General features: G+C 62.0%; 15 protein-coding genes. 9 read left to right on the top strand and 6 right to left on the bottom strand.

Annotated elements, in window-relative coordinates; genetic code table 11:
- The first annotated feature begins 121 nt into the window (after window positions 1–121).
- The 5 genes from adh (at window position 122) to IQ26_RS10375 (ending at window position 6967) form a co-directional block, all read left to right on the top strand.
- Window positions 122–1639 carry an aldehyde dehydrogenase gene (adh, locus tag IQ26_RS10400; protein WP_145716548.1) on the top strand — a complete coding sequence of 506 codons (1518 nt, stop codon included), beginning with the start codon at window positions 122–124 and terminating at the stop codon, window positions 1637–1639.
- 445 nt (window positions 1640–2084) lie between these two features.
- Window positions 2085–3065, top strand: a complete 981-nt coding sequence (locus IQ26_RS10390) for an RluA family pseudouridine synthase (RefSeq protein WP_145716546.1) — start codon at window positions 2085–2087, stop codon at window positions 3063–3065.
- A 50-nt stretch (window positions 3066–3115) separates the two neighbouring features.
- Window positions 3116–3991: a DMT family transporter gene (locus IQ26_RS10385; protein ID WP_162457919.1), complete on the top strand. Its 876-nt coding sequence runs from the start codon at window positions 3116–3118 to the stop codon at window positions 3989–3991.
- A gap of 11 nt (window positions 3992–4002) precedes the next feature.
- Window positions 4003–4794, top strand: coding sequence for an ATP12 family chaperone protein (locus IQ26_RS10380; protein ID WP_145716542.1), 792 nt, complete (start codon window positions 4003–4005; stop codon window positions 4792–4794).
- Window positions 4795–5080: 286 nt separating this feature from the next.
- Complete coding sequence (locus tag IQ26_RS10375) at window positions 5081–6967, top strand: MFS transporter (RefSeq protein WP_145716540.1); 1887 nt, start codon at window positions 5081–5083, stop codon at window positions 6965–6967.
- A 96-nt stretch (window positions 6968–7063) separates the two neighbouring features.
- Here IQ26_RS10375 and IQ26_RS10370 read toward each other — a convergent pair whose 3' ends face one another.
- Window positions 7064–7261 carry a DUF2735 domain-containing protein gene (locus tag IQ26_RS10370; protein WP_145716538.1) on the bottom strand — a complete coding sequence of 66 codons (198 nt, stop codon included), beginning with the start codon at window positions 7259–7261 and terminating at the stop codon, window positions 7064–7066.
- Window positions 7262–7581: 320 nt separating this feature from the next.
- Here IQ26_RS10370 and IQ26_RS10365 point away from each other — a divergent pair, with 320 nt between their 5' ends.
- Window positions 7582–8619 (top strand): glutamine synthetase beta-grasp domain-containing protein, encoded by a 1038-nt coding sequence (locus IQ26_RS10365; protein WP_145716536.1) that lies wholly within the window; start codon window positions 7582–7584, stop codon window positions 8617–8619.
- A gap of 134 nt (window positions 8620–8753) precedes the next feature.
- Here IQ26_RS10365 and glnA read toward each other — a convergent pair whose 3' ends face one another.
- Together glnA and IQ26_RS10355 are read right to left on the bottom strand one after the other, a co-directional pair.
- Window positions 8754–10163, bottom strand: a complete 1410-nt coding sequence (gene glnA, locus IQ26_RS10360; protein WP_145716534.1) for a type I glutamate--ammonia ligase — start codon at window positions 10161–10163, stop codon at window positions 8754–8756.
- A 54-nt stretch (window positions 10164–10217) separates the two neighbouring features.
- Entirely contained in the window at window positions 10218–10556 is a 339-nt protein-coding gene (locus IQ26_RS10355; protein ID WP_145716532.1) for a P-II family nitrogen regulator, read from the bottom strand.
- 381 nt (window positions 10557–10937) lie between these two features.
- Between IQ26_RS10355 and IQ26_RS10350 the strand changes: the two genes are divergently transcribed.
- Both IQ26_RS10350 and IQ26_RS10345 read left to right on the top strand, forming a co-directional pair.
- A complete protein-coding gene (locus IQ26_RS10350) occupies window positions 10938–12467 on the top strand; it encodes an NAD(P)H-hydrate dehydratase (protein WP_145716529.1) in 1530 nt (509 codons plus the stop codon).
- A 180-nt stretch (window positions 12468–12647) separates the two neighbouring features.
- Window positions 12648–14465: a hypothetical protein gene (locus IQ26_RS10345; RefSeq protein ID WP_240547051.1), complete on the top strand. Its 1818-nt coding sequence runs from the start codon at window positions 12648–12650 to the stop codon at window positions 14463–14465.
- 32 nt (window positions 14466–14497) lie between these two features.
- On the opposite strand, the gene IQ26_RS10340 is transcribed toward IQ26_RS10345, so the two are convergent.
- Window positions 14498–16030 (bottom strand): acyl-CoA carboxylase subunit beta, encoded by a 1533-nt coding sequence (locus IQ26_RS10340; RefSeq protein ID WP_145716527.1) that lies wholly within the window; start codon window positions 16028–16030, stop codon window positions 14498–14500.
- Between the two features lie 389 nt (window positions 16031–16419).
- Between IQ26_RS10340 and IQ26_RS10335 the strand changes: the two genes are divergently transcribed.
- Window positions 16420–17829: a DEAD/DEAH box helicase gene (locus IQ26_RS10335; RefSeq protein ID WP_145716525.1), complete on the top strand. Its 1410-nt coding sequence runs from the start codon at window positions 16420–16422 to the stop codon at window positions 17827–17829.
- Window positions 17830–17937: 108 nt separating this feature from the next.
- Here the strand turns inward: IQ26_RS10335 and IQ26_RS10330 are convergent, their stop codons facing one another.
- On the bottom strand, window positions 17938–18912 hold the full coding sequence (locus tag IQ26_RS10330) for an alpha/beta hydrolase (protein WP_145716523.1): 975 nt from the start codon (window positions 18910–18912) through the stop codon (window positions 17938–17940).
- A 97-nt stretch (window positions 18913–19009) separates the two neighbouring features.
- On the bottom strand, window positions 19010–19831 hold the full coding sequence (locus IQ26_RS10325) for an SDR family oxidoreductase (RefSeq protein ID WP_145716521.1): 822 nt from the start codon (window positions 19829–19831) through the stop codon (window positions 19010–19012).
- Between the last annotated feature and the right edge of the window lie 21 nt (window positions 19832–19852).

The raw sequence follows: 19852 nt of genomic DNA, 5'->3' as shown, positions 1-19852 counted from the left end.
CGCAAAACTGCGACAGTCAGCGTCTGCAACTGGCTGGCCAGGGCTGACAAACCCCGGGTCATCGGCAACTCTTCCTCGTGATGCGACACATTCCGTGGCGCCGTTTCCTGGGAGGAAGACAATGAACAAGGTGGAATTTTCCCGCACGGCCAAGGTTCCCTTCGCCAAGCGCTACGATAACTACATCGGCGGCAACTGGGTCGCCCCGAACTCCGGAAGATATTTCGACAACATCTCGCCGGTGAACGGTCGTCCGCTGTGTGAGATTGCCCGCTCCGACGCCGCCGACATCGAGGCTGCGCTCGACGCCGCACACAGGGCAAAAGATGCCTGGGGCAAGACGGATGCCGCCGCTCGTGCGCTGATCCTCAACCGCATCGCCGACCGCATGGAGGAAAACCTCGATCTCCTCGCGCTGGCCGAAACCTGGGACAATGGCAAGCCGATTCGTGAGACGACGGCGGCCGACCTGCCGCTCGCCATCGACCATTTCCGTTATTTCGCCGGTGCATTGCGCGGCCAGGAAGGCAGCCTCTCGCAGATCGATGACGATACCGTCGCCTATCATTTCCACGAGCCGCTCGGAGTGGTTGGCCAGATCATACCTTGGAACTTCCCGTTGCTGATGGCCTGCTGGAAGCTGGCGCCGGCACTTGCCGCCGGCAACTGCGTGGTGTTGAAACCTGCCGAACAAACGCCTGCCGCGATTATGTTGTGGGTCGACCTGATCGGCGATCTTCTGCCGGAAGGCGTGCTCAACATTGTCAACGGCTTTGGCCTCGAGGCGGGCAAGCCGCTCGCCTCGTCGAACCGCATCGCCAAGATCGCCTTTACCGGCGAGACCTCGACCGGTCGGCTGATCATGCAGTATGCCAGCCAGAACCTGATCCCGGTCACGCTGGAACTCGGCGGCAAATCGCCCAACATCTTTTTCAAGGACGTGACAGCCGAGGATGACGACTTCTTCGACAAGGCAATAGAAGGCTTCGTCATGTTCGCGCTCAACCAGGGGGAGGTCTGCACCTGCCCGAGCCGTGCGCTGGTGCATGAGAAGATTTACGACCAGTTCATGGAGCGCGCGCTGAAGCGCGTCGAGGCGATTGTCCAGGGCGACCCGCTCGATCCCGCGACCATGATCGGAGCGCAGGCGTCGTCTGAACAGTTGGCGAAGATCCTGTCCTATTTCGACATCGGCCGACAGGAAGGTGCCGAGGTCCTGGCCGGCGGTTCGCAGAACCATCTGCCCGGCGACCTGGCAGGCGGCTACTATGTCCAGCCGACTGTGTTCAAGGGCCACAACAAGATGCGCATCTTCCAGGAGGAGATCTTCGGGCCGGTGGTTTCGGTCACCACCTTCAAGGATGATGACGAGGCGCTCTCGATCGCCAATGACACGCTCTATGGGCTGGGGGCTGGTATCTGGAGCCGCGACGCCAACCGCTGCTACCGCTTCGGCCGCGCCATCCAGGCAGGTCGCGTGTGGACCAACTGCTACCATGCCTATCCGGCGCATGCGGCGTTTGGCGGGTACAAGCAGTCGGGCATCGGCCGCGAGACCCACAAGATGATGCTCGATCACTATCAGCAGACCAAGAACATGCTGGTCAGCTACAGCCCGAAGAAGCTCGGCTTCTTCTGATCGATTCCCACGCTGGAGTGCGTGGCTTCTTCAGACAGATCATACGCGATCCTTGAAAGGGCGCGGCTGCAATGGCCGCGCCCCGATCATTTTAGGATGTCAGCACGCTTGACGAAGTTTCGTCGGGGAGGTCTCCGCCACGTCGCGAATTTCCTCGACGGCTTCGCGATTTCCTCGGCCTCGTGCTCGATTTCGCGACGCTATGGGAGCGTGGCGCGACGCAGCCGACGTTCGGATACGCCATGGCCAGCCTCATTGGCGCGATCATCGCTTGTTTCTTGGTGTTTGGCTCGCAAGAAGCCTGCCTTAATGCTATTGCCCCGCTTACAGCGCCGCGCATCGCTTAGGACGCGCAAGGGACGCTGTAGCACTTTGATTTGCGCATGACCCTTTCCGAGGTCGATTTCATTTCAGGTCATGCGCTGGAAACGGGTAAAGCGAGACAATGGCAGGCATTGAACAGATCACAGTGGAGGCCGGCGAGGCGGGCATGCGGCTCGACCGCTGGTTCAAGACCCATTTTCCAGGTCTTGGCTTCGGCCATCTGCAGAAGCTGCTGCGCTCCGGCCAGATCCGTGTCAATGGTGGCAGGGTGAAGGCCGATACCCGCGTCGAGCCGGGTCAGATGGTCCGCATTCCGCCGCTCGAAGTGGACAAGAAAGGCGAGAGCCCGCTCACCGGTCACTCGATCCGCAACCAGGGCGACGCCGACGTTCTGGCCAAGATGCTGATCCATGAAGATCCGAAAGTGTTTGTCTTCAACAAGCCGGCCGGCCTTGCCGTCCAGGGAGGCTCGGGCGTCACCCGCAACGTCGACGACATGCTGGAAGCCTGGCGCAGCCAGAAAGGCGAGAAACCGCGTCTGGTGCATCGGCTCGACCGCGACACATCGGGCGTTCTGGTCGTCGCCCGTACCAGACTCGCCGCCATGAAGCTTGCCGAGGCGTTCCGAGCGCGTGAGACCAAGAAGACCTACTGGGCGCTGGTCAAGGGCGTGCCGCCCAAGCGCGAGGACAAGATCTCGACCTGGCTGATCAAGGAGCCGACGCCAGACGGCGACCGCGTGCGCGTCGCCAAGCATGGCGAAAAGGGTGCCGACCACGCGGTGTCTTACTACCGGGTCGTCGAGCAGGCGGCGCAAACCCTGTCATGGCTGGAAATGGAGCCCTATACCGGCCGCACCCACCAGCTTCGCGTCCATGCCGCACATATTGGCTGCCCGATGATCGGCGACCCCAAATATTTCGAGGCCGACACCAATTGGGATTTTCCCGGCGGCATGCAGAACCGCTTGCATTTGCACGCGCGCCGTATCGTCATCCCGCATCCCGACAAGGGTTCTATCGACGTCACCGCGCCGATGCCGCCGCATATGCGCCAAAGCTGGAACCTGCTCGGCTTCGACGAGCAGAGCGCGGAGGACTAGGGCCTGTGGGCATCGCCACCGATACACTCGACCGTCGCGACGCGGTCGACATGGCGGCGGCCGCCATCATGGTCGGACTGACCTTTTCCTGGGGACTGAACTACGTCGCCGCTAAAATCTCCTATGCCGGCTACGATCCTGTTTTCCTGTCGATCGCGCGGTCGGTCATTGGCGGGCTGTGCGTTCTCGTCTGGTGCCGCTGGCGCGGCATTGCGCTGTTCACCCCCGACGGAACGCTTGTCGCCGGCATTCTTGCAGGCGCGCTTTTTGGTTTCGAATTCCTGTTTCTCTATGTTGGGCTCGAACAGACAACAGTCGCGCGCAACACCTTGCTGGTCAACACCATGCCGTTCTGGGTGCTGGTCGGCGGGCATTTCCTGCTGGGCGAACGCATCACCGCGCGCCGGCTCGTCGGCCTTCTGCTCGCATTCGCCGGATTGGTCGCGGTGTTCTCAGACCAGTTGGGCGCCGACAATGGTGCGACACTGACCGGTGATCTGCTCAGCCTCGGCGCCGGCATTCTCTGGGCCTTGACCTACATCGTCATCAAGCGGACGAAACTGGCGGAAACGAGCGCCGAGAAATTGCTGCTCTATCAACTGGCCGGCGCTGCCGTGGTAGGCGCCATGGTGCTGCCTTTCGCCGGGCCGCCCGTTCGCAACTTCGCCGCCTTGCCGACCTTGGCTCTGCTTTTCCAGGCTGTCTACATCGTCGCCTTCACCTATGTGCTGTGGTTCTGGCTGCTGCGGCGCTATCCGGCATCGGGCCTGTCGAGCTTCACCTTCCTGTCGCCAGTGTTCGGCGTGCTGTGCGGTGCCATCTTCTTGAACGAGTCGCTGACCGTTCGTATTTTTCTGGCACTCGGCCTCATCGCAGCCGGCTTGATCATCGTGAATCGGCCGGCCCGAAAACAGATCCCCGGATGAAAGGCTCCGGCATGCGCGATATCCTCAACGACCTCGAAGCGGGAAAGCAGCTTTCCGATCCGGATCCGGTACGCCGTGCCCAGATCCAGATGAAGACGCACCTGCCGAAACGCTTCTACAAGGCCGTCTCGGTCGCACCCACTGACGATGGTTTTGCCGTTCATCTCGATGGCAAGCCGGTTCGCACGCCGGGCAAGGCGCTGCTGGTCCTGCCGACCGAAAAAGCTGCCGCTCTGGTTGCCGACGAGTTCGCCGTGCAAGGTGAGACCATCGACCCGGTGACGATGCCAGTCATGCGTCTGGTCAACACCGCCATCGATGGTGTCGCCAGCGACCCGCAAGCGGTGCTGGAGGACATCCTGCGCTTCGCCTCGTCCGATCTGCTCTGCTATCGCGCCGACACCCCACAAGGGCTGGTCGACCGGCAGAACGAATATTGGGATCCGATCCTCGACTGGGCACGGAGCGTGCTCGGCGCCCGGTTCCGTCTCGCCGAAGGGATCATCCATGTCGAGCAGCCGCGCGAGACCATCGCGGTGCTCGGCGTTCATCTTGCTCAGCGTGCCGACCCGCTGCGGCTGGCGGCCATCCATGTCATGACGTCGCTGACGGGATCGGCGCTGCTGGCGCTAGCAGTCGATTTTGGTGAACTTGACGGCGACGCAGCCTGGACCGCCGGCCATGTCGACGAGGATTGGCAAGCCCAGCACTGGGGCCATGACGCGGAGGCTGTCGCACGCCGCTCGGCCCGCAAGCGCGACATGATGGCCGCAGTCTGTCTTCTCGAGGCGCTCAAAGCCTGACCGCAATCGCCGCCCTTATTCATTTCCGCATTGCACATTAGAGCGACGTGCGTCCAGTTGGACGCATAAAGTACGCTTTAATACTTTGAATCCATGCATCGTGCTTTCCGAAGATTGATTCCGATCTTCGGGCCGATGCATTGAACCAAAGTCATAATCCCAAAGGCGGCCTGCCGCTGGGCGGCGCTTTCTGTCATTTCTTGCGGCGATAGCTGCCCAAGTTCGTGTCCATAAGGACGACACCGCGCAGAATCAAAGACAGCGAGATATGACGGAGGACGAATTCATGGCAATGACATTAACCGTCGGCGAAACAAGCCGCGGGATGACGCGGGAAGAGAAGAAGGTCATCTTCGCTTCCTCGCTCGGCACCGTTTTCGAATGGTACGATTTTTATCTCTACGGTTCGCTGGCGGCCTTTATCGGCGCCACTTTCTTCAGTCAGTATCCGGAAGCGACGCGCAATATCTTCGCTTTGCTGGCTTTCGCTGCAGGCTTCCTGGTGCGCCCGTTCGGCGCGCTGGTGTTCGGCCGTTTCGGCGATCTCGTCGGCCGCAAATACACCTTTCTTGTCACCATCCTGATCATGGGTAGCTCGACATTCCTGGTCGGCCTGCTTCCTAGTTCCGCGACCTGGGGTATTGCCGCTCCCATCATCCTGATCGCATTGCGCATGTTGCAGGGCCTGGCCCTCGGTGGCGAATATGGCGGGGCGGCAACCTATGTTGCCGAACACGCACCCGACGATCGCCGTGGCTTCTACACCTCGTGGATCCAGACAACGGCAACGCTCGGCCTGTTCCTGTCGCTGATCATCATTCTCGGCGTCCAGGCGATGTTGAGCAAGGAAGACTTCGCCGCCTGGGGCTGGCGCATTCCGTTCCTCGTCTCGATCGTCCTGCTCGGCGTATCGGTCTGGATTCGTCTGTCGCTGAACGAATCGCCGACCTTCCAGCGCATGAAGGAGGAGGGCAAGGGATCGAAAGCGCCGCTTTCGGAAGCTTTCGGACAGTGGAAGAACGCCAAGATCGCCATTCTGGCCCTTCTTGGCCTGACCGCTGGCCAGGCTGTGGTCTGGTATTCGGGCCAGTTCTACGCGCTGTTCTTCCTGCAGAACGTGCTCAAGGTCGACCTGCAAACGGTCAACATCCTGATCGCGATTGCGCTGGCGCTAGGCTCGATCTTCTTTGTCGTGTTCGGCTGGCTCTCCGACAAGATCGGCCGCAAGCCGATCATCATGGCGGGACTGGCTCTGGCGATCGTCACCTACTTCCCGCTGTTCAAGGCATTGACCTGGGCAGCCAATCCGACACTGGCTGCCGCGCAGCAGGACACGCGTGCGACGGTCACCGTGGCGCCCGGCGACTGCAAGTTCCAGTTCAACCCGGTAGGCACGGCCAAGTTCACCACGTCGTGCGACATCGCCACGTCTTTCCTGGCCAAGAGCTCGGTGCCTTATGACATCGTCACAAGCGCGGCGCCCGGGACCCCGGCAACGGTCAAGATCGGCAACGAGACGGTCGAATCCTACGACGCCACCGCTGCCGGCGATCAGGCCAAGGCCAAGGACGCTGCCTTCACCAAGGCGGTCAGCATGGCACTCAAGGATGGCGGCTATCCACTGAAGCGCGCCGCTTCCAAGGTGACCGACCAGAAGCTTGATGCCTTCGTCGCGGCCAATCCCGAACTGAACCTCGATGCAGCGGTCATCCGCGCCGGCGAGAAGGCGACGGTTCCGCTTGACCAGGCGGTCAAGGACAAGCTGCTGACGGCCGATGAGGCCGCCGGCGCCACCGATGTGACCGTCTACAACATACCGGCATCCGGCCCGTTCTCGATGTTTGCCGATCCGGCACAGGTCAACTGGACAAAGATCGTCGGCATCCTGTTCATCCTGGTCCTTTATGTGACCATGGTCTACGGGCCGATCGCGGCGATCCTGGTTGAGATGTTCCCGACCCGCATCCGCTACACCGGCATGTCGCTGCCCTATCACATTGGCAATGGCTGGTTCGGCGGACTGCTTCCGGCGACGGTCTTCGCCCTGAGCGCGGCCAGGGGCGATATCTACTATGGTCTCTGGTACCCGATCGTGATCGCGGCGATGTCGCTGATCATCGGCGTCATCTTCGTCAAGGACACGCTGGGAACGGACCTGCACGCCAAGGATTAGCGTGAAGATACCTGAACATCAGAAACCCGGCGCGAGCGATCGCGCCGGGTTTTCATTTTCAACGTTCGCAACGACGTGGCGGAGAAAGGAAGGGGCTCAGCTCTTGCGGGCCTGTTCCGCTTCCTCGATGGCTGCGTCATGATACCAGCCGCTGCCGAAATCCGTGGTGATATTGCGCAACAAGGCAAGCTCTGCCGCAAACTTAGCCTTTCCGCTTAAATTTGAGGCAGACTTGCGTGCTGCCACCGGAAACATCAGGATCTTGGCCGACTGACGGGTGGAAGTGATTTCCATTGTCTGTCTCCTTTCGTATGCCGAACCCTACCGATTCAACTTTTCACCAAGATAGGTTCTGCAATCCGTTTAAGCAATATGCATACGAAAAGATCAGTATTTGCCCAAGATTTATGCAATATCTGCTTTTGATTGATCTTGGCGCATTGCTTGGACGGCTTGGCGGGTTAGCCGGCATGTCGCATCATTTTTGCCGCACCTCTCGAGCCGAGAATGGCACACGATTTGCATTTTAACGAACCGGCAGGTCGGCTGCTGGATGGTTCGGCACGCGCCGGCGTCATCCAGAAGTTCGGTTTATCAAGCAACGAGAGGTCAGAATGACGAAGTACAAGCTCGAGTATATTTGGCTCGATGGATACACCCCGGTTCCCAACCTTCGGGGCAAGACCCAGATCAAGGAATTCGCCGAGTTCCCGACGCTGGAGCAGTTGCCGTTGTGGGGCTTCGATGGCTCTTCGACGATGCAGGCCGAGGGCCACTCGTCCGACTGCGTCCTGAAGCCGGTCGCCGTCTATCCGGATCCGGCCCGCACCAACGGCGTGCTCGTTATGTGCGAAGTGATGATGCCGGATGGCGTGACGCCGCATGCGTCCAACAAGCGCGCCACCATCCTCGACGACGAAGGCGCCTGGTTCGGCTTCGAGCAGGAGTATTTCTTCTACAAGGACGGCCGCCCGCTCGGCTTTCCCGAGAGCGGCTATCCCGCGCCGCAGGGTCTGTACTACACCGGTGTCGGCTACTCCAACGTCGGCTCTGTCGCGCGTCAGATCGTCGAGGAGCACCTCGACCAGTGCCTCGCGGCCGGCATCAACCACGAGGGCATCAACGCCGAAGTGGCCAAGGGCCAGTGGGAATTCCAGATTTTCGGCAAGGGCTCGAAAAAGGCCGCTGACCAGATGTGGATGGCCCGCTACTTGATGCAGCGCCTCACCGAGAAATACGGCATCGACATCGAGTATCACTGCAAGCCGCTCGGTGACACCGACTGGAATGGCTCCGGCATGCACGCCAACTTCTCGACCGCCTATATGCGCGAAGTCGGCGGCAAGGACTATTTCGAGGCGCTGATGGCCGCCTTCGACAAGAACCTAATGGATCACATCGCCGTCTACGGGCCAGACAACGACAAGCGTTTGACCGGCAAGCATGAAACCGCGCCATGGAACAGGTTCAGCTACGGCATCGCCGACCGCGGCGCCTCGATCCGAGTGCCGCATTCCTTCATCAACAATGGCTACAAGGGCTATCTCGAGGATCGCCGCCCGAACTCGCAGGGCGACCCCTACCAGATCGCTTCCCAGATCCTGAAGACGATCGCCAGCGTGAGCACGGCCGAGAAGAAGGCCGCAGCTTGAGCGTTCGTCATGGCGTGGACGCCTTCCGTCTGCGCCGTGACCACTTCTTGTCACGCCGGCCCTTGCCGGGAGATGACAGCACAAATAAAAACCCCGGCGTCTCCGCCGGGGTTTTTCTTTGGTCCCTTGGTCGCTCAGACCGAATAATACATGTCGTATTCGACCGGATGCGGGGTCATTTCGAAGCGCATCACTTCGGCCATCTTGAGTTCGATATAGCTGTCGATCTGGTCGTCGTCGAACACGCCGCCGGCCTTCAGGAAGCCACGGTCCTTGTCGAGGCTCTGCAGCGCCTCGCGCAGCGAGCCGCACACGGTCGGGATCTTCTTCAGTTCCTTCGGCGGCAGGTCGTAGAGGTCCTTGTCCATCGGCTGTCCCGGATGGATCTTGTTCTTGATACCGTCGAGGCCGGCCATCAGCATGGCGGCAAAGGCGAGGTAGGGGTTTGCGCCCGGATCGGGGAAGCGGACCTCGACGCGTTTGGCCTTCGGCGACGAGCCGAACGGAATGCGGCAGGAGGCAGAGCGGTTGCGCGCCGAATAGGCGAGCAGCACCGGCGCTTCATAGCCGGGCACCAGGCGCTTGTAGGAGTTGGTCAGCGGGTTGGTGAAGGCGTTGATGGCCTTGGCGTGCTTGATGATGCCGCCGATGTAGAACAGGCAGCTCTCCGACAGGCCGGCATATTCATTGCCGGCGAAGGTCGGCTTGCCGCCCTTCCAGATCGACTGGTGGACATGCATGCCCGAGCCATTGTCGCCGAAGACCGGCTTCGGCATGAAGGTGGCCGTCTTGCCATAGGCATTGGCGACCTGGTGCACGACATACTTGTAGATCAGCATCTTGTCGGCGTTGCGGACCAGCGTGTCGAACTTGATGCCGAGCTCGTGCTGGGCAGCGGCGACTTCGTGGTGATGCTTTTCGACCCGCACGCCCATTTCGGCGAGCACGGTCAGCATTTCCGAGCGCATGTCCTGCGCCGAATCGATCGGCGGCACCGGGAAATAGCCGCCTTTGGTCCGTGGACGATGGCCGAGATTGCCGGTCTCGTAGTCTGTGTCGTCGTTGGACGGCAATTCGGTGGAATCGAGCTTGAAGCCGGTGTTGTACGGGTCGGCCTTGTACTTGACGTCATCGAACACGAAGAACTCGGCTTCCGGGCCAACGAATATCTGATCGCCGATGCCCTCCGCCTTCATATAGGCTTCGGCCTTCTTGGCGGTGCCGCGCGGGTCGCGGTTGTAGGATTCTCCGGAAATCGGATCGAGAATGTCGCACAGGATGACCATGGTCGACTGTGCAAAGAATGGGTCCATATGCACCGTCTCGGTATCGGGCATCAACACCATGTCGGACTCGTTGATCGCCTTCCAGCCGGCGATGGAGGATCCGTCGAACATGACGCCGTCGGCAAACATGTCTTCCTCGACCTCGACGACGTCCATCGTCACGTGCTGCAGCTTGCCCTTCGGGTCTGTGAAGCGCAGGTCGACGAATTTCACGTCGTTGTCCTTGATCTGCTTCATGATGTCTTTGGCTGTCGTCATGTCATGTATCCCTGTGTGATGACGTTTCGAGGAGATGATCTGAAATCAGAAACCTCAGACCGCGTCTATCCCTGTTTCGCCGGTGCGGATGCGCACCACTTCCTCGATGTTGGAAACGAAGATCTTGCCGTCGCCGATGCGGCCGGTCTGGGCCGCCTTGCGAATGGCTTCGATCGCGCCTTCGACCGCGTCGTCGCCGAGCACGACCTCGATTTTCACCTTGGGCAAAAAATCGACAACATACTCGGCGCCACGATAGAGTTCGGTATGGCCCTTCTGGCGGCCAAAACCCTTGGCTTCCGTAACGGTGATGCCTTGCAGCCCGGCCTCCTGAAGCGCTTCCTTCACTTCGTCTAGCTTGAACGGCTTGATGATCGCTTCGATCTTTTTCATGTAAAAAGTGGCCTCCACTGCCAAAAAAGACGGGTTGTGAGCCCCGCTTGCGCCTCCTTCAAGCACGAACTGTGCCAATTTGAGGGGATTCGAAGCGGTATCACGCGATTTCGATGCCATGCCGCGTTGGGACGTAAATTCGCGTCATTCGCTGCGTTGGATGCGTCATGGACACTGGGAACCTACACATTGTCAGTCCTTCCGTCCGCACAATAATTGAGCAGATAGCGCACTTCGCAGGCAATTATGCGTCGGCGACGCCATTTTCCCCGACGATGTGCCCGCAAGTCGAGCCCATCTCGTCACAGTTTGCTTCGAACTGAAAACTAGACAATGTTTGACCACAAGGATCGGGCTTAAGCCAATGCGGATCGGCAATCCATGAGCAACGAACTTTTGTCTCCGGCGGAAATGAGCGAGGCCGACCGGCTGGCGATCGCCACCGGCCCGCTGGCCGGCATAGACCTTATGCGCAACGCCGGTGCGGCGGTCGCTTCAGCGGTGCTCGGACGTTATCCGGCGGCACCTGTCCACGTGCTTTGCGGACCCGGCAACAACGGCGGCGATGGCTACGTCGTGGCCAGCCTGCTGCATGACAGCGGCGTCGACGTAAACGTGTGGGCGTCCGGCTCACTCAGGGCCGGCAGCGATGCGGCGCTCGCTGCCCTGGAATGCCCGGTCGAACCTCGACCGCTGTCGGCGTTTGCCGCCGAAGCGGGAGCGATCGTGGTCGACGCGCTTTATGGGGCAGGGCTGTCCAAGCCGCTGGCTGGCGATGCCGCCAGAGCGGTCGAGGTCGCGACAGAATTGAACCTGCCTGTCGTCGCGGTCGATCTGCCCTCAGGCGTGTCAGGCGAGAGCGGCCAGAGTCTCGGCCAGGCATTCCGCGCCCGGATCACGGTGACGTTCGCGCGAAAAAAGCCCGGCCATCTGCTGTTGCCCGGGCGCGAGATGTGCGGCGAGCTGGTGCTCGCCGATATCGGCATAGGCGACGGCATCATTGCGCAGCTTGAACCGCGGGCCTTCGAGAACACCCCGTCGCTTTGGATAGGGAATTTCCCGATTCCAGCTGTCGACGCCCATAAATACAGGCGCGGCCATGTCGGCGTCTTTTCCGGCGGGCCGTCGGCGACGGGTGCTGCACGGCTGTCGGCGCTTGCCGCGGCGAGAAGCGGGGCAGGGGCGGTGACCGTGCTGTCGCCGGCGAACGGGATGCAGGTGAATGCCGCGCATCTGACCTCGATCATGCTGCGCAAAAGCGACAACATCGCGGACGTACAGAAATTCATCGGCGACCGCCGGCCGTCGGCCCTCGTCCTCGGCCCCGGATTTGGCGTGGGTGAAAAAGCCCGCGACTTTGGCCTCGCCGTGCTGGGCGCCGAACAGCGGCAGGACGGCAGGATCGACGGACTGGTGCTCGATGCCGACGGCATAACCTCGTTCCGCAGTACGCCGGACGTTTTGTTCGAAGCCGCCCGTCGTCCGAACGCGCCGGCGCTGGTGCTGACGCCGCATGAGGGCGAATTCGCCAGACTGTTTCCAGACATCGCCAAAGACAAGAACCTGTCCAAGCTGGCCAGGGCGCGCACTGCCGCCAAGCGCGCCGGCGCAATGATCGTCTACAAGGGCGCGGACACGGTGATCGCGGCGCCCGATGGCAGGGCGGCGATCAACAGCAATGGCGCGCCATGGCTGGCCACCGCCGGTTCGGGCGACGTGCTGTCGGGCATCACAGCCGGGCTGCTGGCGCAAGGCATGCCGGCTTTCGAGGCCGCCTGTGCGGCGGTCTGGATCCATGCCGAGGCCGGCAGCCGTTTCGGACCAGGGCTGATCGCCGAGGACCTGCCGCTGGCGCTGGTGCCGGTGCTGCGCGAGCTTACCGAGACCCGTAACGGGGCGGCCCCTCGATGAACCGCCGGTTCGCGCTGCTTGCCGCAATCTTCGTCGCCGTTTTCATGGCGCATACCGCGCGCGCCGAAGGTCCCGTGACCATCGTCGACGATCCGGCCGTGCTCGCCGCCCTCGACGCCAAGGGTTTTGGCTTCGCCGGCATTTTCGGCGTCGATGGCAAAGGCGACCTGAAGACGCTCTATGACAACGCCTGCTTATCACCAGATCGTCGAAACGGTTGCCGGCGATGTCGCTGCGCTGCGGGCCGAGATGAAGGCCGGCGGGCGGCCGCTCTACGAGGTCACCGACGGCAATGTCGGCCGCATCATGGACATGCGCTGGCTGAAGACCGACGCCGCGCGCTTCCGGCTGGTCGGCGTCGTCAACCGGCTCGACCGGCGCGATTTCACCGAGATACGAGGCGACGGGCGCTGCGGCGAGGTACGATTCATCTATCGCCTTGCCTACAGCTTCAAGAAGAACGGCAAGGTTCTGGCCTCACGCCTGCCGTTCAATTTCAATGCGGTCTACAGCGCCGCGGCGGACGCCGATGGCGGCTGCGTCGGTGTGGCCGGGCGCTGGACGCCGCAGCTCGACGAGGCCGTCGATACCAGCTGGCTCGTCGGCGGGCCGCTGGAAAAGGCCGGGCTGGGCTTCAAGCAGCTCGAGCTCAACGCTCAGGTGGTGCGCTTTCCCTCCGGCCAGGAAACCGAATTCGGCGGGCAGGCAGCCTATCTCATGCGGATTTTCGGTATCGATAGGGAGACGGTCAGCGAGAAGCCGCTGGAGAACACACCCGACACGGCGCGGCTTGCCGAAGACGCCGCGCTGAAAGCGAAACTCGCCGGCTATATCAGCGCCAATCTCGCGGCAGTCGACCTCGGCGTCTATGATATCCCAGACGAATTCCTGGCGAAGAAGGCCATCTCGTGGTCGACCTTCGGTAGTGCGAGGCTGGCCAATCACCCGTTCACGCCGCTGTTCCAGCCCACGGATTTTTCCGGGCTCGACTATTCGGCTTTGAAGCTGGTGCGCACGCCGGAAGCGCTGGTCGAGCGGCTGGACAATGGCGCCTGCCAGGGTTGCCATCAGGCGGGTTCGACCGCCGGTTTCCATTTCATCGGCCTCGACGATAAGACGACGTCGCCGCTGAACCGCATCGAGGTCGGCATCTCGCCGCATCTTCATGCCGAGATGCCGCGGCGCGAGGCCTGGCTGCGCGCAACCGTCGAGGGCAAGGAGCCGAATCGCTTCCGCCCGCTCTCCTTTGCGCCTCGGGCTAATTGGAAGGATACCGGCGATGTCGCCTACGTGCCGGCCGGGATGGCGATGCCGTGTCTGATGCCGGAGGACGCGGCCCGCTTCGGCTCGACCTGGCAATGCGGCGGCGGCACTGTCTGCACACCGCTAGCCACCGCGTCGGGCGTGCGGACGAAACTGGCGCAGTGCCTGTTGCCCAAGGACAGCGAAAAGATGTTTTCCGGCCATCCATGCCTGACCGGCTCGATCGCCAGCAACGGCACGCAGCCTTTCAACGACCGCTACAGCATATCAAGCCAGTTCGCGGCCTTCGCGCCTGGCATTTCGCGCACCGCCTACACTTGCCGGCCGCCGAAGATCGGCGTGCCCGCCGGCATCGCCTATCGCGGCTGCGACGACAAGGACCGCGCCTTTGCCGCCTTCAAGCCGGGCAAGCCGACGCCGAGCGAAATCTGCGGGCTGGTTGGCGGGAAAAAGTTCGACATCTGCGTGGCGACCAACAATTTCGACCAGTGCCTTAGAGGCGCGGTCAACCGCGGTAACCGGCCGGCCTGCTCGGCCGATCGTTTCTGCCGCGAGGATTATATGTGCCAATCGCTGCCATCAGACACGCCGGGTATCGGCAAGGTGAAGGGCATCGGCTTCTGCTCGCCGACCTACTTTATCTTCCAGATGCGCATAGACAACCACGCGACACCTTGGGCGGGCGCTGTCCGCGCGGCGATGGGAGCGGGGTTCGGCGCGGCGGAAGTGGAGTGAGCTTTTGCAGCGGCCGCTTTCGCGCTGCGATGTCACAGCGGAATGTTGTCGTGCTTCTTCCAGGGGTTCTGCATGTCCTTGTTGCGCAGCATGCGGAGCGCTCGCGCAATGCGACGGCGGGTTGAATGCGGCATGATCACCTCATCGACATAACCGCGCTCGGCGGCGACGAAGGGCGACAGGAAGCGATCCTCGTAAGCCTTTGTATGTGCTGCGATTTTATCCGCGTCGCCAATGTCCTTGCGATAGATGATCTCGACCGCGCCCCTGGCGCCCATCACCGCGATCTGCGCCGTCGGCCAAGCATAGTTCATGTCGCCGCGCAGATGCTTTGACGCCATCACGTCATAAGCACCGCCATAGGCTTTTCTGGTGATGACGGTGATCTTCGGAACGGTCGCCTCGGCATAGGCGAACAAAAGCTTGGCGCCGTGCTTGATCAGCCCGCCATACTCCTGCGCGGTGCCGGGCAGAAAGCCCGGAACGTCGACGAAGGTGACGATCGGAATCGAGAAACAGTCGCAGAAGCGTACGAACCGCGCCGCCTTGCGGCTGGCGTCGGAATCGAGCACGCCCGCCAGCACCATCGGCTGGTTGGCGACGAAGCCGACCGTACGGCCTTCGACGCGCCCGAAGCCGGTGACGATGTTTTTCGCAAAATTCTGCTGAATCTCGAAGAAGTCACCCTCGTCGGCAACTTTAAGGATCAACTCCTTGATATCGTATGGCTTGTTGGCATTGTCGGGGATCAGCCGGTCGAGCGACAGATCGTGATCGGCGACCGACTGGTAGCATTCGATCTCGGGAATCTCCGCCGTGTTGGAAGCGGGCAGCAGATCGACCAGCCGGCGCATCTGTAAGAGCGCCTCGACGTCGTTGTCGTAGGCGCCATCGGCGATCGAGGACTTCGTCGTGTGGACCGAAGCGCCGCCGAGGCTCTCGGCAGTCACCGTCTCGTTGGTGACGGTCTTCACTACGTCCGGCCCGGTGACGAACATGTAGGAGGTGTCGCGCACCATGAAAATGAAATCCGTCATCGCCGGCGAATAGACGTCGCCGCCGGCGCAAGGGCCCATGATCAGCGAAATCTGCGGAATGACGCCGGAGGCGAGCACATTGCGCTGGAAGATCTCGGCATAGCCGCCAAGTGCCGCCACGCCTTCCTGGATGCGGGCGCCACCGGCGTCGTAGAGGCCAATGATCGGCGCGCGGTTGCGCAGCGCCATCTCCTGCACCTTGACCACTTTTTCGGCATGCGCTTCGGAAAGCGAGCCGCCGAACACGGTAAAATCCTTGGCGAAGACATAAACCGGGCGGCCGTTGACGGTGCCCCAGCCGGTGACGACGCCGTCGCCGGCGATCTTGGTCTTCTCCATGCCGAAATCGGTCGAGCGGTGCTCGACATACATGTCGAACTCCTCGAACGAGCCCTCGTCGAGAAAGACGTCGATGCGTTCGCGCGCGGTGAGCTTGCCCTTCTTGTGCTGGGCGTCGATGCGGGCCTGGCCGCCGCCCATGCGCGCCATGTCGCGGCGGCGCTCGAGTTCCTTCAGCACGTCCTTCATCGGTCGACCCCCAAACGGAAAGCTGCATTTCGTGGTAATCATGCCGGCAGGGGAGCGCAAGCGCCGCTTTTGTGATGGCTTTTGCTGCGGTGCAGCATCGAGCCCCTTGCATTCCGCGGCGAACTGGGCCATATGCGGCGGCATAGGCGCTTGGGCTGGGAGTATCCGGCCTTCTCGACGAATGAGACTGGTTGCGTCTGTTTTCCCTCTTTCCGACACATCGGCAAGGCGGCGAAAAGCCCCGCGGCATGACGCCTGCGGGCACGACAGCGCAGCCGTGCGGACGACAACGTCCGCCGCCTTGTCGTTTCATGACAGTTTTTTCGACGGCAGGTTGCGCCCTGCCGCCATGATGTTTGCGGCCAGGAGCCGCGTGAAAGAAGAATATTTTGACCAACGAAAACACTTTGCCCGGTACAGATGCTGGGGAACTCTCCGGTTTCGCAGCACTTGGAATTACGGGCGCGCTGCTCAAGGCCACCAATGCCGCCGGCTTCACCGATCCGAAGCCGATCCAGGCGCAGGCGATCCCGCCGCAGCTGGAAGGCCGTGACATTTTCGGCATCGCCCAGACCGGTTCCGGCAAGACCGCGGCGTTCGCGCTGCCGATCCTGTCGAAGATCATCGGGCTCGGCACCAAGCGCCGGCCGAAGACCGCCCGTGCGCTGATCCTGGCGCCGACACGCGAACTCGCCGTGCAGATCGAAGAGACGATCAAGGTGCTCGCCAAGGGCGCGCATGTCTCGACAGCACTCGTGCTTGGCGGCGTCTCGCGCTTCAGCCAGGTAAAGAAGGTCGCTCCCGGCGTCGACGTCCTTATCGCTACGCCCGGCCGGCTGACCGACCTGGTGCGTGAGGGCGACCTCGTGCTTGCCGACACCAAATGGCTGGTTCTGGACGAAGGCGACCGCATGCTCGACATGGGCTTCATCAACGACGTCAAGCGCATCGCCAGGGCGACCGCGCCGGACCGTCAGACTGTGCTGTTCTCGGCAACCATGCCGGCCGAAATCGCCGAACTGGCCAAGGGCCTGCTGAAGAACCCGATTCGCGTCGAAGTAGCGCCGCAGAGCACTGCGGCGGCGGAGATCGTGCAGGGCGTCGTCTTTGCCCGCACCAAGCAGAAGCGCCAGGTGCTGTCGACGATGCTCGCCGACGAGGCGATGAAGTCCGTCATCATCTTTTCGCGCACCAAGCATGGCGCCGACAGGGTGACCAAGGACCTCGAACGCGACGGCTTCAAGGCCGCCGTCATCCACGGCAACAAGTCGCAGAATGCCCGCCAGAAGGCGCTGAACGATTTCCGCGAGGGTTCGGTGCGCATTCTTGTGGCGACCGATATCGCGGCGCGCGGCATCGATGTGCCCGGCATCAGCCATGTGGTGAATTTCGACCTGCCGGACGAGGCGGAGAGCTATGTCCACCGCATCGGCCGCACCGGCCGTAACGGCATGGACGGCATCGCCATCACGCTTTGCGATCCGTCCGAAAACAGCAAGCTGCGCCAGGTCGAGCGTATCATCCGCACCAAGCTGCCGATCGTCGCCGATCATCTCGGAAGCCCCGATCCGCAGCGCAATCCCGCCGAAAAGAACGAACGCTTCGAGCCGGCCAATGATCGCAACGACCGCAATGGCCGTCGCGACGGCAGGCGGCCCGGCGGCCAGAACAACGGCAAGAAGCGATTTGGCGACAAGCCGGCCTTTGCCGGCGAACGCAAGCCGGAAGGCGTCAAGCCCTTCAAGGGCAACAACAAGCGCCGTTTCGGTGGCAAGCGGCCCGCGGCACGGGCTGCGTAACCAGACAGTTGCATCCGGCCGGGCTGTTGAGCTTGGGCAACGCTGATATAGGGCAGGGCGATCGAAGCGATGCTTCGGTCGCCCTTTTCCTTTCGTGGCACGCGCCTGCTATTCAGTGAGCGCCTTGACCCACACCACGATCCGCTGCGCGAGGAAAGCGGTGGTCGCTGGCGACAGCGCGTCGCCGGCAATGACGTGGTCGTCCCGATCGCCGGTATCGTCGACCGGCACCAGTTCGTGCGCGGCGCCCCAGCGTCCGGCTATTTCGCGGGTGCGGTCCGGCCGCACGATCTTGTCCGAATCCGAAAAGATGAACAGGGCAGGGACGCTCGCCTTTTCCACCGGCGCGCCATAGGCAAGCTCGGTCAGCGCCACCATCGGCAGCGTCGCCGCGATCGGATAGCGGTAGGTCCAGAATTTCTCGTGCAGCGCATTGCGCGGCACGAAGCTGCGCTCCTTGCCGGCGACCAACTCGGCGATCTCTCGGCCCCAAGGCATGGTCAGGAGTTCGGCGCCGGAAGCCTTGACGCCGAAATTCGGCGAGATGAATGCGATTGCCGCCACCTCGTTCGATCCGCCCGGCCGCGTCGCTGCCCATGCCGCCAGTGAGCCGCCGGTGGAAGTGGCGATGACGATCACCTTGTCGCCGATTGCCCGGCCGATAGCGAGCGCTTCCTCATAGTCGTTGATCCAGGCATTGATACTGCCTTCGGCCATAGCGGCACCGTCCTGTCCGTGGCCGGTGAGGCGGGTGTAGAAGAGATTGGCGTCGAGCTGGTCGGCCACCTCGTCGGGCAGCGGACGAACCTCACCCTTCGACGCTGAGAAGCCATGGATATAGACGATCGCGAGCGGCGTCCTGGCATGGACCATCGGATTGGCCCAGATGATTTCCTTCTCCAGCCCGCCGTGGATGCCAGGTACGGCCGCCTCCTTGCGTGCCAGATAGGCTTGCGGGTCATCGCCGATCACAGAAGGATCGAAACGGATCGTGGTGTCGGCCTGGACACGTGGGCCAAGCACGAAGCCAAGGACAAGAATGACGGCGAGACCCAATACCGCAAGCACGATCCGTCGCCCCATCGCAAACTCCACGCAACAATTCTCAACCTATGGCCGCAACCGCAAACACACAACGGGCCGTCCACCGCTTATGGCATCGTCAACTTCACGAACGGCTCTATTCGCTCGGCGGCTTGCGGTCGAAATTCAGCGGGCGTGCCTTCCAGCGGGTCACCGTGCTGATCACCCATCGGCAGAACGGTCTCGGCAGGATTCTGAGCAGCTTCAGGCCCCAGCTCAAGCGGCGCGGGAAGGTGACTTCGAAGCCGCCTGACTTGATGCCGCGCGCCATGCGGCGCGAGGCACGATTGACGGGCATCAGCCCAGGCATCGGAAGCAAATTCTTCTCGGTCAGCGGCGTGTCGACGAAGCCCGGATTCATCACCTGGATGCGGACGTTCATCTTGTCAAAATCGTATTTCAGCGATTCCGCCAGTATATTTATCGCCGCCTTGGTGCCGCCATAGGCGGCCGTGGTTGGCCAGCCGAAATAGGCGGTCACCGAACCGACCAGGACGATATGGCCACGCGCGCGGATGCGCATGCGTTCGATGACCGGCACCAGGCCGTTGATGACGCCGAAATAATTGACGTCGAAGGACTGGCGAAACCCGCGGACGCTGAGGTCTTCGCCGGCGGTCGCAATATAGTTGCCGGCATTGAAGACAGCCAAGACGATCGGGCCGAGATCCTTCTCGATCGCCGCGACTGTCTTTGCCATGCGCTTCTCGTCGGTGACGTCGCAAGGATAGGCCGTGACATGGCCAGGCATCTGCGCCGTCTCGACGATAAGCGAGTCGATTGGATCGTCGTCGAGTGCCGTCACCGCGACGGCATAGCCCTGAGCCGCAAGATCCTTGGCCAATGAACGGCCGATGCCGCTGCTGCCGCCCGTGATCCAGGCGGCGCCGTGCTTCGGGTTGGCCCGATAGAGTGTCATGCTGTGCCCTGCGACTTTTTC

Origin of the sequence: Mesorhizobium tianshanense, assembly GCF_007830515.1 — a bacterium.
Taxonomy (GTDB): Bacteria; Pseudomonadota; Alphaproteobacteria; order Rhizobiales; family Rhizobiaceae; genus Mesorhizobium; species Mesorhizobium tianshanense.
Note: the sequence above shows the minus strand (reverse complement) of the source record. Positions and strands in the feature narration are given on the sequence as shown.

Coding starts and splice junctions, on each gene's coding strand:
- IQ26_RS10385 (WP_162457919.1), top strand. CDS start 3,116: ATGGCGGCGGCCGCCATCATGGTCGGACTGACCTTTTCCTGGGGACTG.
- IQ26_RS10340 (WP_145716527.1), bottom strand. CDS start 16,030: ATGAAGGACGTGCTGAAGGAACTCGAGCGCCGCCGCGACATGGCGCGC.
- IQ26_RS10345 (WP_240547051.1), top strand. CDS start 12,648: ATGACAACGCCTGCTTATCACCAGATCGTCGAAACGGTTGCCGGCGAT.
- IQ26_RS10375 (WP_145716540.1), top strand. CDS start 5,081: ATGGCAATGACATTAACCGTCGGCGAAACAAGCCGCGGGATGACGCGG.
- IQ26_RS10350 (WP_145716529.1), top strand. CDS start 10,938: ATGAGCAACGAACTTTTGTCTCCGGCGGAAATGAGCGAGGCCGACCGG.
- IQ26_RS10380 (WP_145716542.1), top strand. CDS start 4,003: ATGCGCGATATCCTCAACGACCTCGAAGCGGGAAAGCAGCTTTCCGAT.
- IQ26_RS10390 (WP_145716546.1), top strand. CDS start 2,085: ATGGCAGGCATTGAACAGATCACAGTGGAGGCCGGCGAGGCGGGCATG.
- glnA (WP_145716534.1), bottom strand. CDS start 10,163: ATGACGACAGCCAAAGACATCATGAAGCAGATCAAGGACAACGACGTG.
- IQ26_RS10355 (WP_145716532.1), bottom strand. CDS start 10,556: ATGAAAAAGATCGAAGCGATCATCAAGCCGTTCAAGCTAGACGAAGTG.
- IQ26_RS10330 (WP_145716523.1), bottom strand. CDS start 18,912: ATGGGGCGACGGATCGTGCTTGCGGTATTGGGTCTCGCCGTCATTCTT.
- IQ26_RS10325 (WP_145716521.1), bottom strand. CDS start 19,831: ATGACACTCTATCGGGCCAACCCGAAGCACGGCGCCGCCTGGATCACG.
- IQ26_RS10370 (WP_145716538.1), bottom strand. CDS start 7,261: ATGGAAATCACTTCCACCCGTCAGTCGGCCAAGATCCTGATGTTTCCG.
- adh (WP_145716548.1), top strand. CDS start 122: ATGAACAAGGTGGAATTTTCCCGCACGGCCAAGGTTCCCTTCGCCAAG.
- IQ26_RS10365 (WP_145716536.1), top strand. CDS start 7,582: ATGACGAAGTACAAGCTCGAGTATATTTGGCTCGATGGATACACCCCG.